This is a genomic window from Paraburkholderia sejongensis, from assembly GCF_020880815.1.
In the GTDB taxonomy this organism is placed as follows: domain Bacteria; phylum Pseudomonadota; class Gammaproteobacteria; order Burkholderiales; family Burkholderiaceae; genus Paraburkholderia; species Paraburkholderia sejongensis.
The window spans coordinates 367130-385230 of record NZ_JAJITD010000003.1; the positions used below are offsets into that span (position 1 = coordinate 367130).

17 protein-coding genes and 2 pseudogenes are annotated in these 18101 nt (G+C 61.7%); 7 read left to right on the forward strand and 12 right to left on the reverse strand.

Features of this window, described 5'->3' with window-relative positions; all coding sequences use genetic code 11:
- Window positions 1–310: 310 nt before the first annotated feature.
- Entirely contained in the window at window positions 311–2329 is a 2019-nt protein-coding gene (locus tag LJ656_RS07840; RefSeq protein ID WP_230508698.1) for a glycoside hydrolase family 28 protein, read from the forward strand.
- Window positions 2330–2368: 39 nt separating this feature from the next.
- On the opposite strand, the gene LJ656_RS07845 is transcribed toward LJ656_RS07840, so the two are convergent.
- From LJ656_RS07845 to trpB, 4 genes are all read right to left on the reverse strand, one after another.
- Window positions 2369–3373 carry an MDR family oxidoreductase gene (locus tag LJ656_RS07845; protein ID WP_230508699.1) on the reverse strand — a complete coding sequence of 335 codons (1005 nt, stop codon included), beginning with the start codon at window positions 3371–3373 and terminating at the stop codon, window positions 2369–2371.
- Window positions 3374–3560: 187 nt separating this feature from the next.
- A complete protein-coding gene (acuR, locus tag LJ656_RS07850) occupies window positions 3561–4196 on the reverse strand; it encodes an acrylate utilization transcriptional regulator AcuR (protein WP_230508700.1) in 636 nt (211 codons plus the stop codon).
- A gap of 225 nt (window positions 4197–4421) precedes the next feature.
- Window positions 4422–5225, reverse strand: a complete 804-nt coding sequence (trpA, locus tag LJ656_RS07855) for a tryptophan synthase subunit alpha (protein WP_230508701.1) — start codon at window positions 5223–5225, stop codon at window positions 4422–4424.
- The gene (gene trpB / locus LJ656_RS07860; protein ID WP_230508702.1) at window positions 5222–6439 is read right to left on the reverse strand and encodes a tryptophan synthase subunit beta; all 1218 of its coding nucleotides are present in this window, start codon (window positions 6437–6439) and stop codon (window positions 5222–5224) included. Before trpB ends, trpA begins: the two co-directional genes overlap by 4 nt.
- 110 nt (window positions 6440–6549) lie before the next feature.
- Between trpB and LJ656_RS07865 the strand changes: the two genes are divergently transcribed.
- The 3 genes from LJ656_RS07865 to LJ656_RS07875 all read left to right on the forward strand — a co-directional run bounded on the left by LJ656_RS07865 (window position 6550) and on the right by LJ656_RS07875 (window position 9495).
- Window positions 6550–7428 (forward strand): LysR substrate-binding domain-containing protein, encoded by an 879-nt coding sequence (locus LJ656_RS07865; protein ID WP_230508703.1) that lies wholly within the window; start codon window positions 6550–6552, stop codon window positions 7426–7428.
- A gap of 97 nt (window positions 7429–7525) precedes the next feature.
- Window positions 7526–8413, forward strand: coding sequence for a LysR family transcriptional regulator (locus LJ656_RS07870; protein ID WP_230508704.1), 888 nt, complete (start codon window positions 7526–7528; stop codon window positions 8411–8413).
- A 182-nt stretch (window positions 8414–8595) separates the two neighbouring features.
- On the forward strand, window positions 8596–9495 hold the full coding sequence (locus LJ656_RS07875; protein WP_230508705.1) for an MBL fold metallo-hydrolase: 900 nt from the start codon (window positions 8596–8598) through the stop codon (window positions 9493–9495).
- Window positions 9496–9512: 17 nt separating this feature from the next.
- On the opposite strand, the gene LJ656_RS07880 is transcribed toward LJ656_RS07875, so the two are convergent.
- Entirely contained in the window at window positions 9513–10088 is a 576-nt protein-coding gene (locus LJ656_RS07880; protein ID WP_230508706.1) for a TetR/AcrR family transcriptional regulator, read from the reverse strand.
- A 144-nt stretch (window positions 10089–10232) separates the two neighbouring features.
- Here LJ656_RS07880 and LJ656_RS07885 point away from each other — a divergent pair, with 144 nt between their 5' ends.
- Entirely contained in the window at window positions 10233–10934 is a 702-nt protein-coding gene (locus LJ656_RS07885) for a glutathione S-transferase (protein ID WP_230508707.1), read from the forward strand.
- Between the two features lie 126 nt (window positions 10935–11060).
- Here the strand turns inward: LJ656_RS07885 and LJ656_RS07890 are convergent, their stop codons facing one another.
- On the reverse strand, window positions 11061–11711 hold the full coding sequence (locus tag LJ656_RS07890) for a TetR/AcrR family transcriptional regulator (protein ID WP_230508708.1): 651 nt from the start codon (window positions 11709–11711) through the stop codon (window positions 11061–11063).
- A 72-nt stretch (window positions 11712–11783) separates the two neighbouring features.
- On the opposite strand from LJ656_RS07890, the gene LJ656_RS07895 reads away from it, so the two are divergent.
- Window positions 11784–12515: an SDR family oxidoreductase gene (locus LJ656_RS07895; protein ID WP_230508709.1), complete on the forward strand. Its 732-nt coding sequence runs from the start codon at window positions 11784–11786 to the stop codon at window positions 12513–12515.
- 206 nt (window positions 12516–12721) lie between these two features.
- Window positions 12722–12889 (forward strand): annotated as a pseudogene (locus LJ656_RS35090) (citrate synthase); the annotation flags it as partial.
- Window positions 12890–12919: 30 nt separating this feature from the next.
- Here the strand turns inward: LJ656_RS35090 and LJ656_RS07905 are convergent.
- The 6 genes and pseudogenes from LJ656_RS07905 to LJ656_RS07930 all read right to left on the reverse strand — a co-directional run bounded on the left by LJ656_RS07905 (window position 12920) and on the right by LJ656_RS07930 (window position 18094).
- The gene (locus LJ656_RS07905; protein WP_230508711.1) at window positions 12920–13621 is read right to left on the reverse strand and encodes a DarT1-associated NADAR antitoxin family protein; all 702 of its coding nucleotides are present in this window, start codon (window positions 13619–13621) and stop codon (window positions 12920–12922) included.
- 1 nt (window position 13622) lies between these two features.
- Window positions 13623–14216: a DarT ssDNA thymidine ADP-ribosyltransferase family protein gene (locus LJ656_RS07910; RefSeq protein WP_230508712.1), complete on the reverse strand. Its 594-nt coding sequence runs from the start codon at window positions 14214–14216 to the stop codon at window positions 13623–13625.
- Between the two features lie 114 nt (window positions 14217–14330).
- Entirely contained in the window at window positions 14331–15206 is an 876-nt protein-coding gene (locus LJ656_RS07915) for a hypothetical protein (RefSeq protein ID WP_230508713.1), read from the reverse strand.
- A 308-nt stretch (window positions 15207–15514) separates the two neighbouring features.
- Window positions 15515–16768 carry a TIGR02270 family protein gene (locus tag LJ656_RS07920; protein WP_230508714.1) on the reverse strand — a complete coding sequence of 418 codons (1254 nt, stop codon included), beginning with the start codon at window positions 16766–16768 and terminating at the stop codon, window positions 15515–15517.
- Between the two features lie 230 nt (window positions 16769–16998).
- Window positions 16999–17441, reverse strand: a pseudogene (locus tag LJ656_RS07925) (transposase); the annotation flags it as partial.
- Window positions 17442–17551: 110 nt separating this feature from the next.
- Window positions 17552–18094, reverse strand: a complete 543-nt coding sequence (locus tag LJ656_RS07930) for a DUF6484 domain-containing protein (RefSeq protein ID WP_230508715.1) — start codon at window positions 18092–18094, stop codon at window positions 17552–17554.
- Window positions 18095–18101 lie beyond the last annotated feature (7 nt).

Consider the following 18101-nt stretch of genomic DNA (forward strand, 5'->3'; position numbering starts at 1 on the left):
AATGGCTACAAAGCGATTTCAGCAGGATTTTCCCGTCTATCACATACGACGACATATAACACGGAGACTCCTCGGCAGAGTGAACGCGAAGAGGGTGGCGGAGCTCTCATGGGCTTTATACGGAAAACGACCGGACATCGGGTTTTTCTGATCACGCCTTACACCATCTTTTTTATATGATGTCCTATATCTTCATCGAAGAAGTTGCCCGCATCAGTTGCCTTACCTTTCCCCAAATCACGGCCCCCGCGAGCCGACCCGCGCCCCCGTGATCGCTTACAGCCGTCGATAAGACCGGCCCGGAGACAAAATGAAAGACACGCAGCAGACACGTTCCGAAGTTCCTTCCGCAGCGCGACGTTCGTTCGTCAAGCTGGCGAGCGTCTCGGCGGGCGCGCCGCTGTTCGGCGGTCTTGGTGCGCTGAGCGTCCTCGGTGGATGCGGCGGCGGAGTCGATTCGAGCGCGAGCGGGGCGGCCAGCCCCACGCCGCCGGTCGCCCAGGATCCGATCTGGGGTCCCGCAGGCTCGGCGACGCAGATCATCAACGCACTGCAGAAAATATCGACGTCGATGTTCCCGAGCCGTCAATTTCCGGTCACCGACTACGGCGCGAAACCGTGTGCGGTCGTCGCGGCGACCAACCCGTATACGGACGCATCGAAGTCACCGCTCTCGACCGGCGCCGACCAGACCCACGCGCCCGGCTCGTTCGACTGCCAGCCCGCGTTCCTCGCGGCGATCAAGGCCTGCAACGCGGCGGGGGGCGGCACCGTGGTCGTGCCGGCCGGCACCTGGTATTGCGCGGGCCCGATCGTGCTGCTGTCCAACGTGAATTTCCATCTGAGCGCCAACTGCGAGATTTTCTTCAGCCCGAATCCGGCCGATTTCGCCAAGGACGGGCCGATCGACTGCGGCGCAAACGGCAAGCTGTACTACAGCCGCTGGCAGGCCAACGATTGCCTGAACTACGGCACGCCCATCTACGCACGCAATCAAACCAATATCGCACTGACCGGCGAAGGCGACACGTCCGTGCTCAACGGCCAGGCGATGACGCCGTTCGCCGGCAGCGGCAACACGAGCACGTGCTGGTGGACCTTTAAGGGCAACAGCGGCGCATATGGCTTCGTCAATTCGTCGACGCCGTCGCAGGCTACGGCGAACGCGAGCAACGTCGATCTGAAAACGGTCGTGCCCGGCATCTCCGACGCGCTTTACGCCGAACTGACCAATCCCGCCACGCCGTGGCAGCAGGACCAGAACTATCTGCCCGCCCTGTCCGAGTCGGGCGTCCCGATCGAGCGGCGCATCTTCGGCCTTGGCCACTATTTGCGCCCGTGCATGGTGGAGTTTCTCGGCTGCACGAACGTGCTGATGGATAGCTACCGCACGATCAACACGCCGTTCTGGCAGCATCATCCGACCGATTGCAAGAACGTCGTGATCCGCGCGGTGACCGTCGACAGCATCGGCCCGAACAACGACGGCTTCGATCCCGACGCGTGCGACATGGTGTTGTGCGACAGCGTCGTCTTCAACACCGGCGACGATTGCATCGCGATCAAGTCGGGCAAGGATCTGGACACGCAATACGGCCCCGCGCAAAACCACGTGATCCAGAACTGCACGATGAACAGCGGTCACGGCGGCATTACGCTCGGCAGCGAGATGGGTGGCGGCGTGCAAATGATCTATGCGCGCAACCTGCAGATGCTCAATAAGTTCTGGGCGACCAATTCGTTGAACATCGCGATCCGCATCAAGACGAACATGAATCGCGGCGGCTTCGTGAAGGACTTCTATGTCGACAACGTCACGTTGCCGAACGGCGTGAGTCTCACGGGCGCGGGCTACGGCAGCAGCATGCTCGCGGGCAGCCCGATCAACTCGACGGTCCCCGTCGGCGTCGTCACCGCCAGCGCGGCGAATCCGTCGGCGTCGCAAGGCGGCATCATCACGTTCGACTGCGACTATCAACCGTCGAAGGACGCGATCCGCACGCGGCCGGCGCTGGTGCAGAACGTCAACATCTCGAACGTCAAGGCGAGCAACGTGACGCTGAACGGTGTGACCGGCTCGTGCTTTCAGGCGATCGTCGCGCAAGGTCCGGTCGCGTTCGACTACAACGGCCCCGCACCCGCGCCGGCAATTCCGGCGATCACCGGCGTGACGATCACCAATTGCGACTTCGGCACACCGGCCGCCGCGGGGCCGGCGACATCGACCACCCCCGGACCGATCTACGCGTACAACGTGCATGACATCACGCTCGTGAATACGGTGATTGCGGGGACCACGATGAATAAAACGGTCAGCGATACGCGTTGATGTTTTTGGCTGGTTTCAGCGATTTGCTGAAGCGGCGAATCAATTGACGTCGACGAGGACCCGGCCAGTCAGCTTGCCCGCCAACATCGCTTCGGCTGCCGATTTCACCTCGTCGAGACGAACGGTTTTCTGGGTGATCGTTTCGAGCACGTCGAGAGGCAGATCGCGGGTCAGCCGCTCCCAGGCCCGGATTCGTTTCTCGATAGGCGCCATGACGGAGTCGACGCCCAGCAGGCGCACGCCGCGCAGAATGAACGGCATGACCGAGGTGGGAAGATCGGCACCGCCGGCCAGGCCACAAGCCGCGACGATGCCGCCGTAGTTCATCTCGGCCAGAACGCGGGCGAGGACGCCTGAGCCGACCGTATCGATGGCCGCAGCCCACTTCTGGCCTTCCAGCGGGCGGGCGGCCGTTTTCCACTGCTCACCGTCGACGACGCTGCTTGCGCCGAGGCCGACGACGTACGCATGCCTGGCGGGATCATCACTGCCGGTGAGGGCGGCCACGGTGTAGCCGAGCCGGCTCAGAATGGCGACCGCGACGCTACCGACGCCACCCGCCGCGCCCGTGACGAGCACGACGCCGCTCGATGGCGAAACGCCGGCGGCTTCCAGTGCGTCGACGCACAACATGGCCGTGAAGCCAGCGGTGCCCACCATCATCGCGTTGCGGGTTGTCAGGCCTTCAGGCAGCGGCACCAGCCAGTCGCCGCGGACGCTCTGAAACTGGCTATATCCGCCCCACCAGGCTTCGCCGACGCTCCAGCCGGTCAGCACGACGCGTTGTCCTGCAGCGAGTCGCGGATGCGTGGTGTCGACCACCGTTCCAGCGAAGTCGACGCCGGGAACGAGCGGCCACTGTCGAACGATCTTGCCTTTGCCGGTGACGGCGAGCGCATCCTTGAAATTCAGCGTCGAATAGTCGATTTTCACCAGCGTGTCTTCGTTGGGAAGATCGCCGAAGCCGAGCGGCTCGACTGCGCAAAGCGTGTTTTTCTGATCGTCCTGTCTGAGGACCATGGCGTTGAACGTTTCGCTGGGCATTTCCGCTCCGTCGTCTGTCGATAAGAAAAATAGACCGCGGCTTGCCGGTATCCCCGCATCGGGGTGTTGCGGCGCCGTCCATTTAATTGGGGTGACCGGTCTAATTAAATGGATTTATAGCCGCTTCGCGAATGCGCGTCAACAGGAGAAGTGAAATGCGATGCGCCGTTCGCTGGACCGCGGCGCTCTAGCGTTGGATGCTAGCGAGAAAAATCTTGGCGAACAGGCGCAGCGGCGTGGCGCTGCGCTCGAGTTTCGCGCGCAGAACCGCGCCTTCCCAACCCGTCCACAGGTAGGCGGCCCATTCGGCGCAGTCAATGGACGCGTCGATTTCACCGGCGGCCTTCGCCTGTTCCAGCACCTTGGCGGTGCGCCGCTGCCAGCCGAGCAGCACGTCGGTCAACTGCGAGCGAAACGATTCGGGCAATGCGCCCATTTCCTGGCCCAGATTGCCGATGAGGCAACCGCGCCGAAACGCAAACCGCTTCATCCCCCGTTCGGCATCGACAAAGAAAGCTTCGATCCTGGCGAGGGCCGGCCGCGATTCGTCGAGGAAGAAGCGGTCCAGCTTCTTGACGAAATAGGCGTCGTAACGCGCAATCAGCTCCGCCCCGAAGACCTCTTTGCTGCCAAAGAAGTTGTAGAACGAGCCCTTGGGCACGCCGATCGACTTGAGAATTTCGTCGATACCGGTGCCCGAGAAACCCTTTTCGGTGAGGGCCGCGACGCCGGCGTCAAGCAGCGCTTCGCGGGTTCCCCGAAAGTCGCCCGCCTCCTTGGCGGGGCGCCCGCGCTTGCGCGGTGGTGTGATCGTCTGGTTCATCGGCCGAATATTGGACCGAGTGTCTCAGGCAGTCAAGCTGAGCACTTTCCGGAGGACTTCGTTGAAAGGAGAAATAGAGCTGTGTGGGTTCGAACAGGTTTGCCGGCAGAGCGTCTTCCGCGAACCATGACCATGCCTCGCACTTATCCGGCTCCATACAATCCATCGTGCTGGACAGCGCCGCACGCCATTCTGGCCTTCATGGCAGCAATGACTCGACCGCATCTAACCGACGCTAGTGGATCTCTCTTCAAGACACTCGGCATAGCGACGGACAGCCTGCCTGACTTCTTCAACCCCTTGCGATGCGAGAAGCTCGATGAGTTGCGAGCCAACGACGATCAAGTCGGCAGTACCTGCGAGTGCCTGCGCTTGAGCCGCATCGCGGATGCCAAACCCCGCCGCAACTGGGAGTGTCGTATGGCGACGCACGCGCGTGATCGCCTTGCCGACCTCGGCGGGAACGCAGTGCGTGACTCCTGTCGTGCCGACGACAGCCGTGTGATAGACGAACCCGCTCGCCTCGTGCAACACCTGACCAATGCGCAGATCGTCGCTGGTCGGGGCGGTCATGGCGATAAGGTGAAGGCCGGCGACGCGGGCGCTTTCCCGGTACGGTGCAGCGTGTTCCACCGGCAGGTCGACCAGCAGTAAGGCATCGGCCCCGACACGTGCAGCGTCGGACATAAACGCATCGACGCCATACTGCATCACCGGGTTCAGGTAACCCATCAGAACCACGGGTGTGGAAACATCCGTTTCACGCAAGGCTGCGACGAGGTCGAGCGTACGTGCGACGGTCTGGCCCGCTGCGCGGGCGCGCAGGTGTGCAGCCTGGATGCTCGGGCCGTCGGCCACGGGGTCGCTGAACGGCAGACCAAGCTCGATGACATCGGCACCCGCTGCGCCGAGACTGCGCAGCAAGGCGAGGCTGGTGGAAAAATCCGGGTCGCCGGCAGTGAAGTAGCAGACGAGGCCGCTGCGCCGTTGTTCGCGCAGGCGAGAGAGGATGTCGTCGAGCCGGTTCATACGGTTTCTCCCTGATGATGGAGGACAGTGGCCATATCCTTGTCGCCGCGGCCACTGAGACCGACAACGACGATCTGTTCCGGCGTCATGGTCGGAACGAGCCGGCGGGCGAAAGCCAGTGCATGCGCGCTCTTCAGCGCCGGCAGGATGCCCTCGCCACGCGTGAGCCAGTGGAAAGCGGCCAGCGCTTCGTCGTCGGTCGCCACCCTGTACTGCACGCGGTTCGACTCGAAGAGCTGCGCGTGCTCGGGACCGACGCCGGGGTAGTCCAGTCCGGCCGAGACGGAATGAGCGTCGTCGATCTGGCCATCGTCGTCTTGCAGCAGATAGGTCAGGTTGCCGTGCAGCACACCCGGGCGGCCGCCGGAAAGGCAGGCTGCGTGTTTGCCGCTGGCCAGCCCCAGTCCCCCGGCCTCCACGCCGTAGCAGCGCACCGCAGGCTCGGCGAGAAAAGGGTGGAACAGGCCGATCGAGTTCGAACCGCCGCCTATACAGGCCACCAGCGCATCCGGCAGGCGGCCGCAACGGGCCAACAGCTGTTCGCGGGTTTCTTCTCCGATGATGCGCTGGAAGTCGCGCACCATCTGCGGGTAGGGGTGAGGACCGGCACCGGTGCCGAGCAGGTAGTAAGTGTCGTCCACTCTGGTAATCCAGTCGCGTAGCGCTTCATTCATCGCGTCCTTCAGCGTCGCGGTACCGGTATGGACCGCGCGCACTTCGGCACCGAGCAGGCGCATGCGCGCCACATTCGGCGCCTGCCGCGCGATATCCGCCGCTCCCATGTAGACCACGCATTCCATGCGAAACAGCGCGCATACGGTGGCGGTCGCGACGCCGTGCTGACCCGCGCCGGTTTCGGCGATGATGCGGCGCTTGCCCATGCGTTCGGCCAGCAGGATCTGGCCGACGCAGTTGTTGATCTTGTGCGCGCCGGTGTGGTTGAGGTCTTCGCGTTTGAGGAAGATCTGCGCGCCCCCCAGCTCGCGCGTCAGATTTTTGGCGAGAAACAGGGGACTCGGCCGCCCGACAAAATCGGTGAGGAGCTGTCTATAGCGGCCCCGGAATGCCGGGTCCGCCATCGCCCCAGCGAGGACGCCGCGCAACTCGTGCAGAGCCGGCATCAGCGTTTCAGGCATGTAAGCGCCGCCGAATCGGCCAAACTGGCCCAACGCATCGGGTCCTTCAGTCGTGTAAGCGGTTCCGGGTGTGATCATCGCTACGCTCCTTTGAAAATTTTTTGCAGCGTAGCAAGCCGGAACCGCAGTAAGAAGCGACGATTTCTTGCAGTAAGATGTAAAAAAAATTCACACCCCCTGGAACAGTGATGCGCCGTCTGCCATCTCTCAATGCCGTGCGCTTCTTCGACGTCGCCGCGCGCAGCCTGAACCTCTCGGCCGCCGCGGCCGAGCTATGTGTGACCCATAGCGCGGTCAGTCATCAGATCCGCCAGCTTGAAGACTGGCTCGGATGCCCGCTGTTCGTGCGGCATGCCGGCGGAGTGCGCTTGACCGCTGCCGGCGAGCGCCTTCAGACGGCCACGGGACAGGCGCTGGATCAGCTGGAACGCTGCTGTGCGGACATAGCCGGTTCGGCTGGGGCAACCGAACTCGTGCTCGGCGCGCCCAGCAGCTTCCTGGCCAACTGGCTAATCCCTCGGCTCGCAAGCTTCGAAGCGACTCATCCGGAGATCCGCTTGCACCTGCATACCTGTGGCGAACTCGATGCGCTCGAGAAGCAGCGTGTCGATGCTTTGATCGTCAGTGGGCGCGATTGGCCGCGCACGGTTGCCGCCACCGTGCTGTTCGAGGATAGGGTGGGGCCGGTCTGCGTACCGGCGCTGGCCGCGGGCCTTAACCGGCCGCTCGACGTTGCCGGCCTGCCTCTGCTGCACACCAGATCCCACCCGGACGCATGGCCGGCATGGATGGAAGCGCAGGGGCTGAACGATCCTGCGTTTACCACCGGTCGAGAGTTCGATCACCTGCCACTGATGCTCGAAGCTGCCGCGGCTGGGCTGGGTATCGCGGTCGCGCCGTCCTTGCTGTTGACCCGCGAGATCGAGAGCCAACGCTTGCTGGCGCCTTTTGGTTTTGTCGCCTGTGGAGCATCGTTCGCGTACTGCGTGCTGAAGGCGCGCGCGGAGCAGCCGGAGTTGCGTAAGCTTTGCGAATGGCTAACCGAGCAAACACCGGCATCGGATTGAACCGGCTGCAGGCGTTTAACATACTCGATGATTTACCCTCAGGTCCCTTAAGCTCCCCCAGGCTCCCTTAAGCTCCCGCGTTCTTGGCCTTCCCACGATGGAACTCCGGCATCTCCGCTATTTCATTGCCGTCGCCGAATTGCACAGCGTACGCGCGGCGTCCGAACAATTGCACGTCACTCAGCCCGCTATCTCGCGGCAAATCCACAGTCTTGAAGAAACCATCGGGGCGGCGTTGTTCGAACGCACGCGACGCGGCCTCGTGCTCACGGCCGCGGGCGAAGCCTACCTCGTAGAAGCACGCGAGATTCTGGCCCGCGTCGACGCCGCCAATCGCCGCGCCCGCCAGATCGGCTCCGGCTTGCATGGGCAATTACGCGTCGGTTTCGTCGAAAACGCGGCGTGGAGCGGCACAGTCTCGCGCGCGTTGCGCGAATTCGAACAGGCTGTCCCGAACGTGAGACTCGAACTGCTACCGATGAACACGCCGCAGCAACTCGAATCGATTGCCGCCGGGCGTCTCGACGGTGGCTTCGGCTATCGCGAAGACGTGCTTCCCCATGGAATCGCAAGCGTGCGCGTGCTCGAACAGAATGTCGTGCTGGCCGTCCCTGAAGCGTGGCCGCTCGGCAAAGAGGGGGCCGTCGCCACGGCGGCGCTGCGGGACAAGCCTTTCATCGCGTTTCCGCGTTGCGAGTATCCCGCCTACTACGATCGATTGCTCAGTGCCTGCGCCGCGCGCGGTCTGACGCTCGACATCCGCCAGGAGGCCAGCACCGAAACGGCGATTTTGTCGCTCGTATGCGCGGGCGTGGGCGCTGCGATCGTGAACGCCGCGAATCGCGACAGGCCACCGGCGCGCGTGCGTTTCGTCGATCTGCAGGATCTGTCGGTGCCGTTGCTACTCGACTTCTGTTTCCTCGGAAACGGAGTAAACGCGGCTCTCGATCGTTTTGTCGACCAGTTACGGCGGGCAACCTCCTGACGTGTCACGTCGACGAGATGCGCGTGGAAGGTGATGCCTCCAGCGCATCGCCCGCAGCAGAAAACGGCATTGGGCACGCGCATTTGCTTCTGCGATAGTGAAGGCGACCGGGGCGCCCCCCCCTGCCGGCTCGCCCCTCCACAGAATGCACGGCCTCGTCATCGACGATAAGGAAACATGCGATGAAAGACTCTTCCAACACCTGGCGCGTCGGCGCGGCAACGATTACCCGGATCGACGAAACGTCCTTCGCGCTGGCTCCCGAGGTGTTGTTCCCCGAGTGGGACGCCGCGAGCGAACGCATGCTGGAAGCGCACTTTTCAGCGGCCAGCCTCGACCTCACGAATCGGCGGGTCGCGCTAAAAACGCACTTGTGGGTCGTCGAACTGGACGGTCAGACCGTCGTCGTCGACACGGGGATCGGCAACGGCAAGGCGCGGCCGTTCAGTGCGCTTTTCGACCGACTCGACAACCCCGTCCTCGAACGTTTCGAAGCCGCCGGGTTCCGGCGCGAGCAAGTGGACTATGTGCTGCTGACCCATCTGCATGTCGATCACGTCGGATGGAACACGCATTGGCAGGACAACCGCTGGGTGCCGGTCTTTCCAAACGCCACCTATGTGTTCAGCCAGCGCGAGCGCGACTACTTCGCCACACCGGCCGGCGAAGCGCGCCGGATGGTGTTCGGGGACAGCGTGCTGCCCGTCATCGAAGCGCAGCAGGCCCGCGTGATACCGGACGCAGGGGAGAAGATAGTCGAAGGTATTCGCTTTCTGCCGACGCCGGGCCACAGCATTGGGCACATGGCGATCGAGATTCACACGCAAGGACACACGGCATTGTTCTCCGGTGACGTGATGCATAGCCCGCTGCAGGTCTATCGTCCGCAGTGGAATTCGACGTTTTGCCTGGACCAGTCGCAGGCGCGAGCCTCGCGACAATGCCTGCTCGATCATGCGGCGAAAAGCGGTGCGATCGTCTTTCCCGCACACTTTCCCGAGACGTCGGCTGGGACGGTGCGCAAAGGGCCGAACGGCTTCGGCTGGCACTACCTGAATGGCGCAACAGGGGGACAGGGTTGAGAAAGGAGGGTGGAGGGCTACGCGGGCAACAGGCCTGCTTTTCGATAGTTTCCGATTAGTGCGTCATAGAGCGAGAGATCGGAACGGCTCCTCGCGATGAGCTGAGCGCCGGCAATGGCGGCGAAGATAGCTCTAGCCCGCGGTTTGCTCTCCCGCGAATCGACCACTGCTGCCGCGGTTAGAACCTTGCTCAGCCACGCCACGTTCACGTCAGCGAAGGTCCGGACTTCGTTCATCACGACTTCCGGCAGATCGTCGATTTCGGCGGCCATGAAGCTGCAAAGGCATATGCGGTTGCCGGTCTCGAGCGCCTTGCGGAAGGTATCCGGATAGTGACGCAGGCAGCGCAGCGGATCCTTTGATCTGGCCAGCATCTCATCCAGAGCGGCCGCTGAATTCTCCCAGTAACGCCTCGCTACCGCTGCGCCCAGATCGGCCTTGCTTTCGAAGTGGTGGTAGATGCTTGCGGCCTTGATACCAACCTCGTCCGCGAGATCACGATAATTCAACCCGCCGTAGCCGTGCGCCTGCGCAAGCCTCGTGGCGGCTGCCAGGATTTTCTCTCTCGAGTTCGAGCTCGCGTCATTCTTCACTGCTTCAGCCTCCGCAAACAGGAAATGGGTGTTGACACCCGGTATTGTACCTTTTATGGTTAACCTAACAAACGTTAGGTAGATGGGGTGATCAGTCCTTCAAACAGCCCAATTCGATGCAACCGACTACGGAGCGTCCCCGCAATGACTTCCAGTACCGTCAATTTCGACGCAGACCAACTGCCAATGATGCAGGTCTACGACTTCCCGACAGGGCCGTATCCGACACGCGTGCGCATCGCGCTGGCTGAAAAGGGGCTGCAATCGCGCGTCCAGTTCGTGATGGTCGATCTTTACGAGGGGGAGCACAAAAAGCCCGATTTCATCGCTGGCAAGAATTACTCGGGCACGCTGCCGGTGCTCGAACTCAATGACGGAACCTGTATTGCCGAATGCACCGCCATCACCGAATACCTCGACGCGCTCGATGGCGTGCCCACGCTCACCGGTAGCACACCGCGCGAAAAGGGCGTGATCCACATGATGAGCAAGCGCGCCGAGCTGGAATTGCTCGACCCCATCAGTGTCTATTTCCATCACGGCACGCCGGGACTCGGCCCTCACGTCGAGACGTATCAAAACCCGGAGTGGGGGTTCCATCAACGCGACAAAGCGCTGAGGGGTATGCGCTATTTCGATTCAGTCCTGAAAAGACAACCGTATGTCGCGGGCGAGACCTTCTCGATGGCCGATATCACTGTCATCGGCGGTTTGATCTTTGCGATGCTTGTGAAGCTGCCGGTGCCAGAGGAGTGTCGGGCGCTTCAGGCCTGGTACGCAAGAATGCTGGAGCGTCCGAGCGTCAGGAACCAGCCGGTGTTCACCACTCTGAACCGGGCGTCATGACTGACCGGGGCGGCTCAGTGATGCGAGGAAAGCGCTGACCGGTCGGAATCGCGACTTCCTGCTGGTTTGCAGCCCCTAAAGAAATTCTGGAACGCAGAACTGCGAACGGCGGCTAGTGATTGGCTCTCACTTTGATCTGTGGTCAGAAGCCGATCTGACCAGCCCAAGATAGGAATTGCACATCAGGATTAACTGCTTTTGTACGGCACGTCCGTCATCAGCAGGTAGATTGCGCTCGAATACGCTGCGGACAGTGCCGAAAATTGTGGTGAGAAGTGTCAGATTGACGATCGACAGATCGGTGAAAGTAGCATCGGATGCGCTGGCGAACATCTCCGCAGTTGCAGGGTCGACGCGACCGGCAAAGGCTTCGATCAGAGACTCGTTATCAAGCTCCACGACGGATCGGTAGAGGACTCGGGTCACATCAGCACGTTCGGTCTTGGCGTTCCAATAGGTCGTCACAAGCGCTTCGACCATCTGGCCGATCGGTGCGCCATGGAGCGTCCTGCAGGTGTATTCGATTTTTTCGGCCAGCGCATTCAGATAGTGCTGGTTCAGGCCATAGAACAACGCCTGCTTGTGAGGGAAGTACTGATACAGCGTTCCCACGGAGACGCCAGCCCGCTCAGCCACGCGCGTGGTTGTCAAACGGCGCGGGCCAACGGCCAGCAAAACCTGAATAGTCGCCTCGAAAATGATGTTCAACGTTACCGTCGCACGCGCCTGACGCGGCTGTTTGCGGGGGGTTAGGTGGGTGGGCGGTGTCGGTGCCATAAGCGAATTCTCAAATGAAACGATTCTTTATATCTTGTTCGTACCGAAACCGAACTCCAGCAAGGATCATTCATGTCCGTCAGCACCCGCATCGCACTCGTCACCGGCGCCAACAAAGGCATCGGACTGGAAATCGCCCGTCAGCTTGCACAAGCCGGAGTTTTTGTAATTGTCGGTGCGCGCGATCCCGGCAGGGCCGATGAAGCGCTAAAAAGCCTCTTATCTCAGGGATTGGCGGCGCAGTCAGTCCTGCTTGACCTTAACAACTCGTCGGGCATTCTAGCCGCCGCCGAAACGATCCGCGCGGAGCACGGCAGGCTCGATATTCTCGTCAACAATGCAGGCATTGTCGATGCAAAGGATGGACCACCGACCTCGTCCTCGCCCGATGCTGTTCGCCGCATCCTGGACACCAACTTTGTCGGCACCCTGGCTGTAACGCAGGCGATGCTGCCACTATTGCGTCAGTCGGCTGCGGCACGCATCGTCAACCTGTCCAGTTCGCTAGGCTCTTTGACGCTCAATGGTGATCCGGCATCGCCTTACTATGCCGCGCGGCTGATCGGCTACAACGCTTCCAAGGCGGCGCTCAACATGCTCACCGTACAGCTTGCCGAAGAACTGAAGGAAACGGCGATCGTGGTGAATTCCGTGAGCCCGGGCTACGTAAAAACCGATCTGACCGGTCACAACGGTTTCATGACCGCCGAAGAAGGCGCAAAGCTGCCGGTCAAGTACGCGTTGCTTGGCGATGATGCGGTCTCCGGCAAGTTCGTCGAGCCGAACGGTGAGACGCCTTGGTGAGAAGCTCGATGCGGTCGGGCAGCGCGTGTCCGACCTTGGTCCGGTGCAGAGGCACGCTTGTTTGCGCAACGGCCCTGGCGCTGGGTGGGAGCATGTCGGTGGCCGCGAGCCTTGGCGCGACGGTAGTTTTTCTATTTGACATAACATAATTTATCAACATTTTTGATGGGGTGCGATGCTACAACCCCGGCCACCGCGCGCAGCGGCTCGCGCATTGCATCGAGCAGTTGCGCGTCGACAAAGTGATCCGGCCGCGCAGCCGCTATACCGGGCGCGCGCTGGAAGACGCCGCGCCGCCCGCTGAAGATGCCGAAAGGACCCTCGACGCGGCAACGCTCGAAAAAATCCGGCTGTTCAAAGCGGTGGATTCGTGACATTTGCGTCCCCCCGCTCAAGACCTCTAGTCAGAACAGCGACGCCTGCCCTGCGCCGGCGTCACGAACGAACGGCGAGTAATCCGCGAGCAGAGTGAAAAACGTCGCCTGGTCCAGTGCGGCCGAAGTCAGTTTCCCGCGCCCACTGAGCGCGACAAATAGCGCGGCCGAATAGGCCTGGCAATTGATCGAACGAGCGGGATTGAATTCGATGTCCGTGAACGCGCAGTAGTCGCGCAACTGACCGGCCAATGCCGGGTTCTGCAACAACGCGCTGATGAACAGCCAGTCGTAGAAGGCCGTGCGCGGCTCCAGCGGCCAGTCTTCGTTCATGAAACGGAAGCCGGTGAGCCGCCCGGAATTCTTGATTCGCTGATCCCGCTTCGCATCGACCGACGACATCGCAAGGATATCCGTGTACGGTCCGCCGTTCTCGAACACCTTGCTGCCTTGAAAAGCACTCTCCACGCTGGTCGCGCACCCGGAGACCGGCATTCGCAGCTTCAGGTTGAACGCGCTCGCCGCGATACCTGCCGCCTGCCGGGATTTAGTCGAGATTTCGAGTACTTGCCCGCTCCCCACGCGGGGCTGGGCAGCGGTATGCAGCGCATCAATAGAACGCTGCTTTTGCGAAACGGACAGTCCGGCAAACCACTCGAACTGTATTTCAACCGTGTGAACCAGTAACGGTCCTTCGCTGCTCGGTATGTAAACGGGTCGCTGCGCGATCAAATCAGTTTCGTCCTTTACGGTAATAGCCGCGCGACGCGAACGGTCCGGTCTCGGCGCCGAACACTTCGGCATAACGGTCGCCGAGAGACGCGGAAAATGCATTTTTCAATTCATGGCTGTCGAATGCGACCGCTTCAATGTATTGCGGCTCGATCACGTCGAACACCAGTACTTCCGCTTGCGGGTCGGTCGGATCGAAAGCTTGCAGGTTTTGCTCGGCGCGGCTCGGCAGATCATCGAGCTGATCGAACATCCCGCGAAATGCAGCGACGCCCGTCAGGCTCGCAAGCGGAAGCGCCCTGATTCGATGGTCCGCCGCATTGCGTTGACAGAATCCGCAGTTCTTCTCCCACAGCACGGCGGAATTAATGCCGAGCACGACCCAACGCTCTTGAGGGTTCATTTGCCGGTACTTGAAGAACATCTTGTGGTTCGGAAACCCGATCGACAACGACGCGCCGGCCCGTCGGCCGTCCAGGCGCTGCTCATCGTTGATATTCGGCGCGATGCCGATTTCGGCAGCTTTGGTTACCGAACACAAGCCGTGCGTCAGGATCGACTCCAGGTTCGAAGCGCGCGTGAAATGCGCGAGCATCGGGATGTTCAGCGCGCCCGCCAGTTCTTCGATTGTTTGCGGCGAAGTACTTTCGGCCACGGCGGCTACGGGCGCCGTACAAGCGTCGCCCTCCTCGGGGTTTGCGAGATTGAGTCAATCGAGTCCCGCCTCGAAGCGTTGAAAGCGTTTCAGGATCTCGCCATACCCCCCATCGACCATTTCTTTTTCAAAGATAGCCTTCAGGCGGGGCTTTTTCAGCGTGAGTACGAGCTCTTCGAGATACTGCGCATGTCGATCGACAGCCGAATTTACTTTGCGTTGAATGACGGCATCGATCGATGGGTTCGGATCGGTCGGGCGTTGAGCGAGACTGATGCAAACAAACGGCGATGCCGGGTGCTCTACCTCCCGCTCACTGTTGTGCTCCTTCAGCACACCGAGGACCCGGTCGTAGTTTTTCCGGTACTGCTGCCTGAATTCCTCGCCGCGCGACGCCAATTCTCGCTCCAGTTTCAGATGCCGTGAAGCACGCTCCAGCGAGTATTTGATATACATCTGCTCGATGCCGCAGGCCTGAGCCAGCGGCGATGCTGCCCGCTGTGCCGCCTCCTCGGTCTCGATGAACTCGGCGAACTGATGGACCAGCCCGGCAGTCGACGGCGGCGCCGCGGGCCGAAGCGAGACCGCCGGATCGATCGTCTCCGGCATGAAGATGGACTTGCCCGGCATCGCAGCCGGGGCAGAGGCAGACTTGGCTTGAGTATTCGATTGTGCCGCAGCGGCCTTTACCGGCGCAGCAGGAGCGGCAGGTGGCGACGACGGCTGTGCATTCTGTTTCGATGCAGACTCGCCCGGTTTGAAAATCGCATAGGCGGTCCAGATCACAATCAGCTGCAGCGCGATCAGCGGAGGCCAGAACAGATTAAAAATCGTCAGTGCCGTCCAGATCAGGCTGGCTGTCGTGAGTTGCTTTGGCGCGATGACTCGTACACCACCCAACGTTGCAACGATCAACAGCTGATACAGCAATATCACTTGTTACCCCGGGAGAGAGTGGTCGGCAAAGGAAGGAATACTTACCGGCTCGGGTTTGTCGATCGCTGGCCGGAATCGCGCGGTGACCGGTATGCACGAAGCGCGGAGGTTGCATATCCCGGGTTCTTTTCGCCGCCGAAGTATATAGGAACACGGAACAAGTTAATGCATGCGAATTCCGCACAATTGCAGATGCATTACCGGAGTGGGTAGTTGACGGCGCACACAGGTTCGCCGCTGGGGCCACAAAGACTTGGCGACACCTCGCGGCGAAATGAGATTCTCCACCATAAACATTTCACTCATCGTCCGCGCTCAAGCCAGCGCCGCTGACGCCACGACGGTGCCGCGCAATCGAACACGACCCTGTCCGCTCGCAACAGACAGCTCCAATACGCCGCAGCGACTCGCTGCCGTTGATAGCCATCCTGCAGTACCTGAACGCAGTGTGCCCCTGACAACGGCGCACCGACGAAATACCGCCCGCCAGCCTGGAAACGATGCGCGTTTTCGTGCCACCATCGCGCCACTTTCTCAGAGTCGGGCCACGGCAACCCAAAATCCTCGTCGAGCGCAACAAGATTGTCATGAGGATCATCGTTCGGACCGTCTTCAATGTTCTCCGGAGGCTTCCGATCGAGATCGAGCCAGGCAAGGTCGGCTCCGGTGATCCAGCTGAACGCCTCACCCGCGAGGCGCGTCAGCCGCAAGTCAGACATCAGGCCGATCAGCCACGGCACGTAGCTGGGGTCGCAGGCTGCCGCGACGCACCGTATCAGATCGCGGACATGGCCGCGGTCCTTCGCTATCTCCGCAAGCAAAGCATGCGCGGCACGAAGCTCCATAGCCATCAGCGCTAGTTGCAGAGGACTGCGGCCAGGCGATACCGGTCCACTATCCGACTCGACGAGCTTCGCAAGCGCAGCATGCCGGTCGCCGAGCAGCACGCCTGACCATGCCGCCCAGAAACGGCATCGCTCATCGGTATCGTCAAGCGAGCTTATACAAAATGGCAAAAGATCGACTCGGCCGAGATCGCCCGCCACCTGCAATGCCTTTGCACGAAGGATCGGCGCCGGGTCGACGATCGCCGTGTCCAGCGGCTTGCCTGGATCGACGCGGTGCATCGCGCAAGCAGCCATGCCCACCATGCGCCGGAACGGGTTGGCGGATTGCAACATCCGGCCGACCAGACCGACCAGTTGCGGGCCGCTGACCCATCCAAAAGCGGCGATCAAACCCTTTCTGGCATCGGGAAGCGTCTGCGCAATCGACAAGAGCTTTTCGACCGCCGGCTCATTTGCATCTTCAATGGCGCGTACCGTTGCCGTGAATATCGCGCCCGCGCTCGCTGTCGCCAGCGCTGCTTCGCAAAACTTCCAACCCACCTCGCCTGCTACCGCAATGCCGTCGAGGTGCGCGGCAATACGTTCATCGAAACGACCTATATGGCGGATCTTTACATGAGGCGCTCGCACCAGCATCGAACGCGTACTCCATAGGTCCGCCGCGTCCTCGACGTGCCTCGACACGATCGGGAGGATCGGCGTCGCCATCGTCAGCCCCTCGCCACGCGAGCCATCCCCTCGGTTCGACCGGATGACGAACGATCACTTTGGGCCTCGCCTTGACGGCCCTCGAGTCAACGATCGTCCGCGACGATCAGGGGCTTTCCCGCCAGATTAGAAATCGAAAACTTCGACCACGTGGCGGCCCGCCACTCCGCTACCGAACCAGCGACAGCGCCCATTGATAGACGTTGCCCGGATCCCGCCGCGGCTCACGCCGTCAACACGATCGCGGGCGGCGTCGAGGCGGTGCCCTCGCCGGTTCGCCGGGCGCATCCGGACCGTGTGCGACCGGCGACTTCCGGCCCAGCTTTCTCGGCGCCGCCGAGCGAACAGAGATCGCATCGACAGCCACGCGAGAGAAGTCGATCCGGTCTGCCGCCCGCAACTTCGCGAGCAGAATGCCGTGCAGCGGATCCCACACACCGGCCCGTTGCCACTCGCGTAAGCGGCGCCAGCAACTGATGCCCGATCCACAACCCATTTCGGCGGGCAGATCGCTCCAGCGAATGCCGCTCTTCAGCACGAACAGAATGCCGGTCAGCGCGGCCCGATCCCCCACGGGCTTCCGGCCGGGGTACCGGAAGCGCCTGGGTTTGGCCGCCGGTAAAAGCGGCTCGATCAACGCCCACAGTTCGTCATCGATGATTGCCTTGGCCATCTCCTCGGTCCGCCTTCGCAACGGCCGGTTACACCGCGTCGCGGTTGAGCTGACAGAACACGAAGCTCTGCGTGGAGCGTCCTCGAAGCGCGCCTGCCGATCGGGGGGCTTCAGTTGAGTTGTACCGACCCGCCCGTGATGCGATTCGCTCCAGACGAACGGCTCGACACATACGTGCCCCTGATCAGCACTTTTCCCGCCCTGGTGAGCGTGATGGAGGCGTTGCCGCAACGAAGCACCAGCTGCTCGCGCGCGCTCACGATCAATCGCTCGCCGTCCACATCGACTTCCACGTTTCCAACTGCGGTACGGGACGGCGCAACACCACCTTCGTGCAACACGCCAATGATCACCGGCCGCCGAGGATCCGCGTCCTCGAACAGCAGCGCGACCCGGAATCCTATATGCGCCTCATGCAGATCGACGAGCGTCTGCGCTGCGAGCGCAGCCGTTCCTTCCTGAGCGGCATGGCGAACCAGCGGCGTATGCCCCTCTTCGGCGATGGCGAGGAGTTCGCCGATCATCAACCTGGAAAACGCACCGGACAAGCGGGGTTTGCGCGACGGCTGTGTCCGCGTGCTGCGTACCGGGTCTTCGCGAGGCTCGTTAGCTGGCGCGAACTCGTCATATTCCATCCGGTCTCGACCACTCATTGAAACC

Bases quoted from the DNA above. Each gene is read 5' to 3' on its own strand.
- LJ656_RS07895 (WP_230508709.1), top strand. From the start codon at position 11,784: ATGTCCGTCAGCACCCGCATCGCACTCGTCACCGGCGCCAACAAAGGC.
- LJ656_RS07870 (WP_230508704.1), top strand. From the start codon at position 7,526: ATGGAACTCCGGCATCTCCGCTATTTCATTGCCGTCGCCGAATTGCAC.
- LJ656_RS07865 (WP_230508703.1), top strand. From the start codon at position 6,550: ATGCGCCGTCTGCCATCTCTCAATGCCGTGCGCTTCTTCGACGTCGCC.
- LJ656_RS07890 (WP_230508708.1), bottom strand. From the start codon at position 11,711: ATGGCACCGACACCGCCCACCCACCTAACCCCCCGCAAACAGCCGCGT.
- LJ656_RS07845 (WP_230508699.1), bottom strand. From the start codon at position 3,373: ATGCCCAGCGAAACGTTCAACGCCATGGTCCTCAGACAGGACGATCAG.
- LJ656_RS07910 (WP_230508712.1), bottom strand. From the start codon at position 14,216: ATGCTCGCGCATTTCACGCGCGCTTCGAACCTGGAGTCGATCCTGACG.
- LJ656_RS07930 (WP_230508715.1), bottom strand. From the start codon at position 18,094: ATGAGTGGTCGAGACCGGATGGAATATGACGAGTTCGCGCCAGCTAAC.
- LJ656_RS07875 (WP_230508705.1), top strand. From the start codon at position 8,596: ATGAAAGACTCTTCCAACACCTGGCGCGTCGGCGCGGCAACGATTACC.
- LJ656_RS07920 (WP_230508714.1), bottom strand. From the start codon at position 16,768: ATGGCGACGCCGATCCTCCCGATCGTGTCGAGGCACGTCGAGGACGCG.
- trpB (WP_230508702.1), bottom strand. From the start codon at position 6,439: ATGATCACACCCGGAACCGCTTACACGACTGAAGGACCCGATGCGTTG.
- trpA (WP_230508701.1), bottom strand. From the start codon at position 5,225: ATGAACCGGCTCGACGACATCCTCTCTCGCCTGCGCGAACAACGGCGC.
- acuR (WP_230508700.1), bottom strand. From the start codon at position 4,196: ATGAACCAGACGATCACACCACCGCGCAAGCGCGGGCGCCCCGCCAAG.
- LJ656_RS07840 (WP_230508698.1), top strand. From the start codon at position 311: ATGAAAGACACGCAGCAGACACGTTCCGAAGTTCCTTCCGCAGCGCGA.
- LJ656_RS07885 (WP_230508707.1), top strand. From the start codon at position 10,233: ATGACTTCCAGTACCGTCAATTTCGACGCAGACCAACTGCCAATGATG.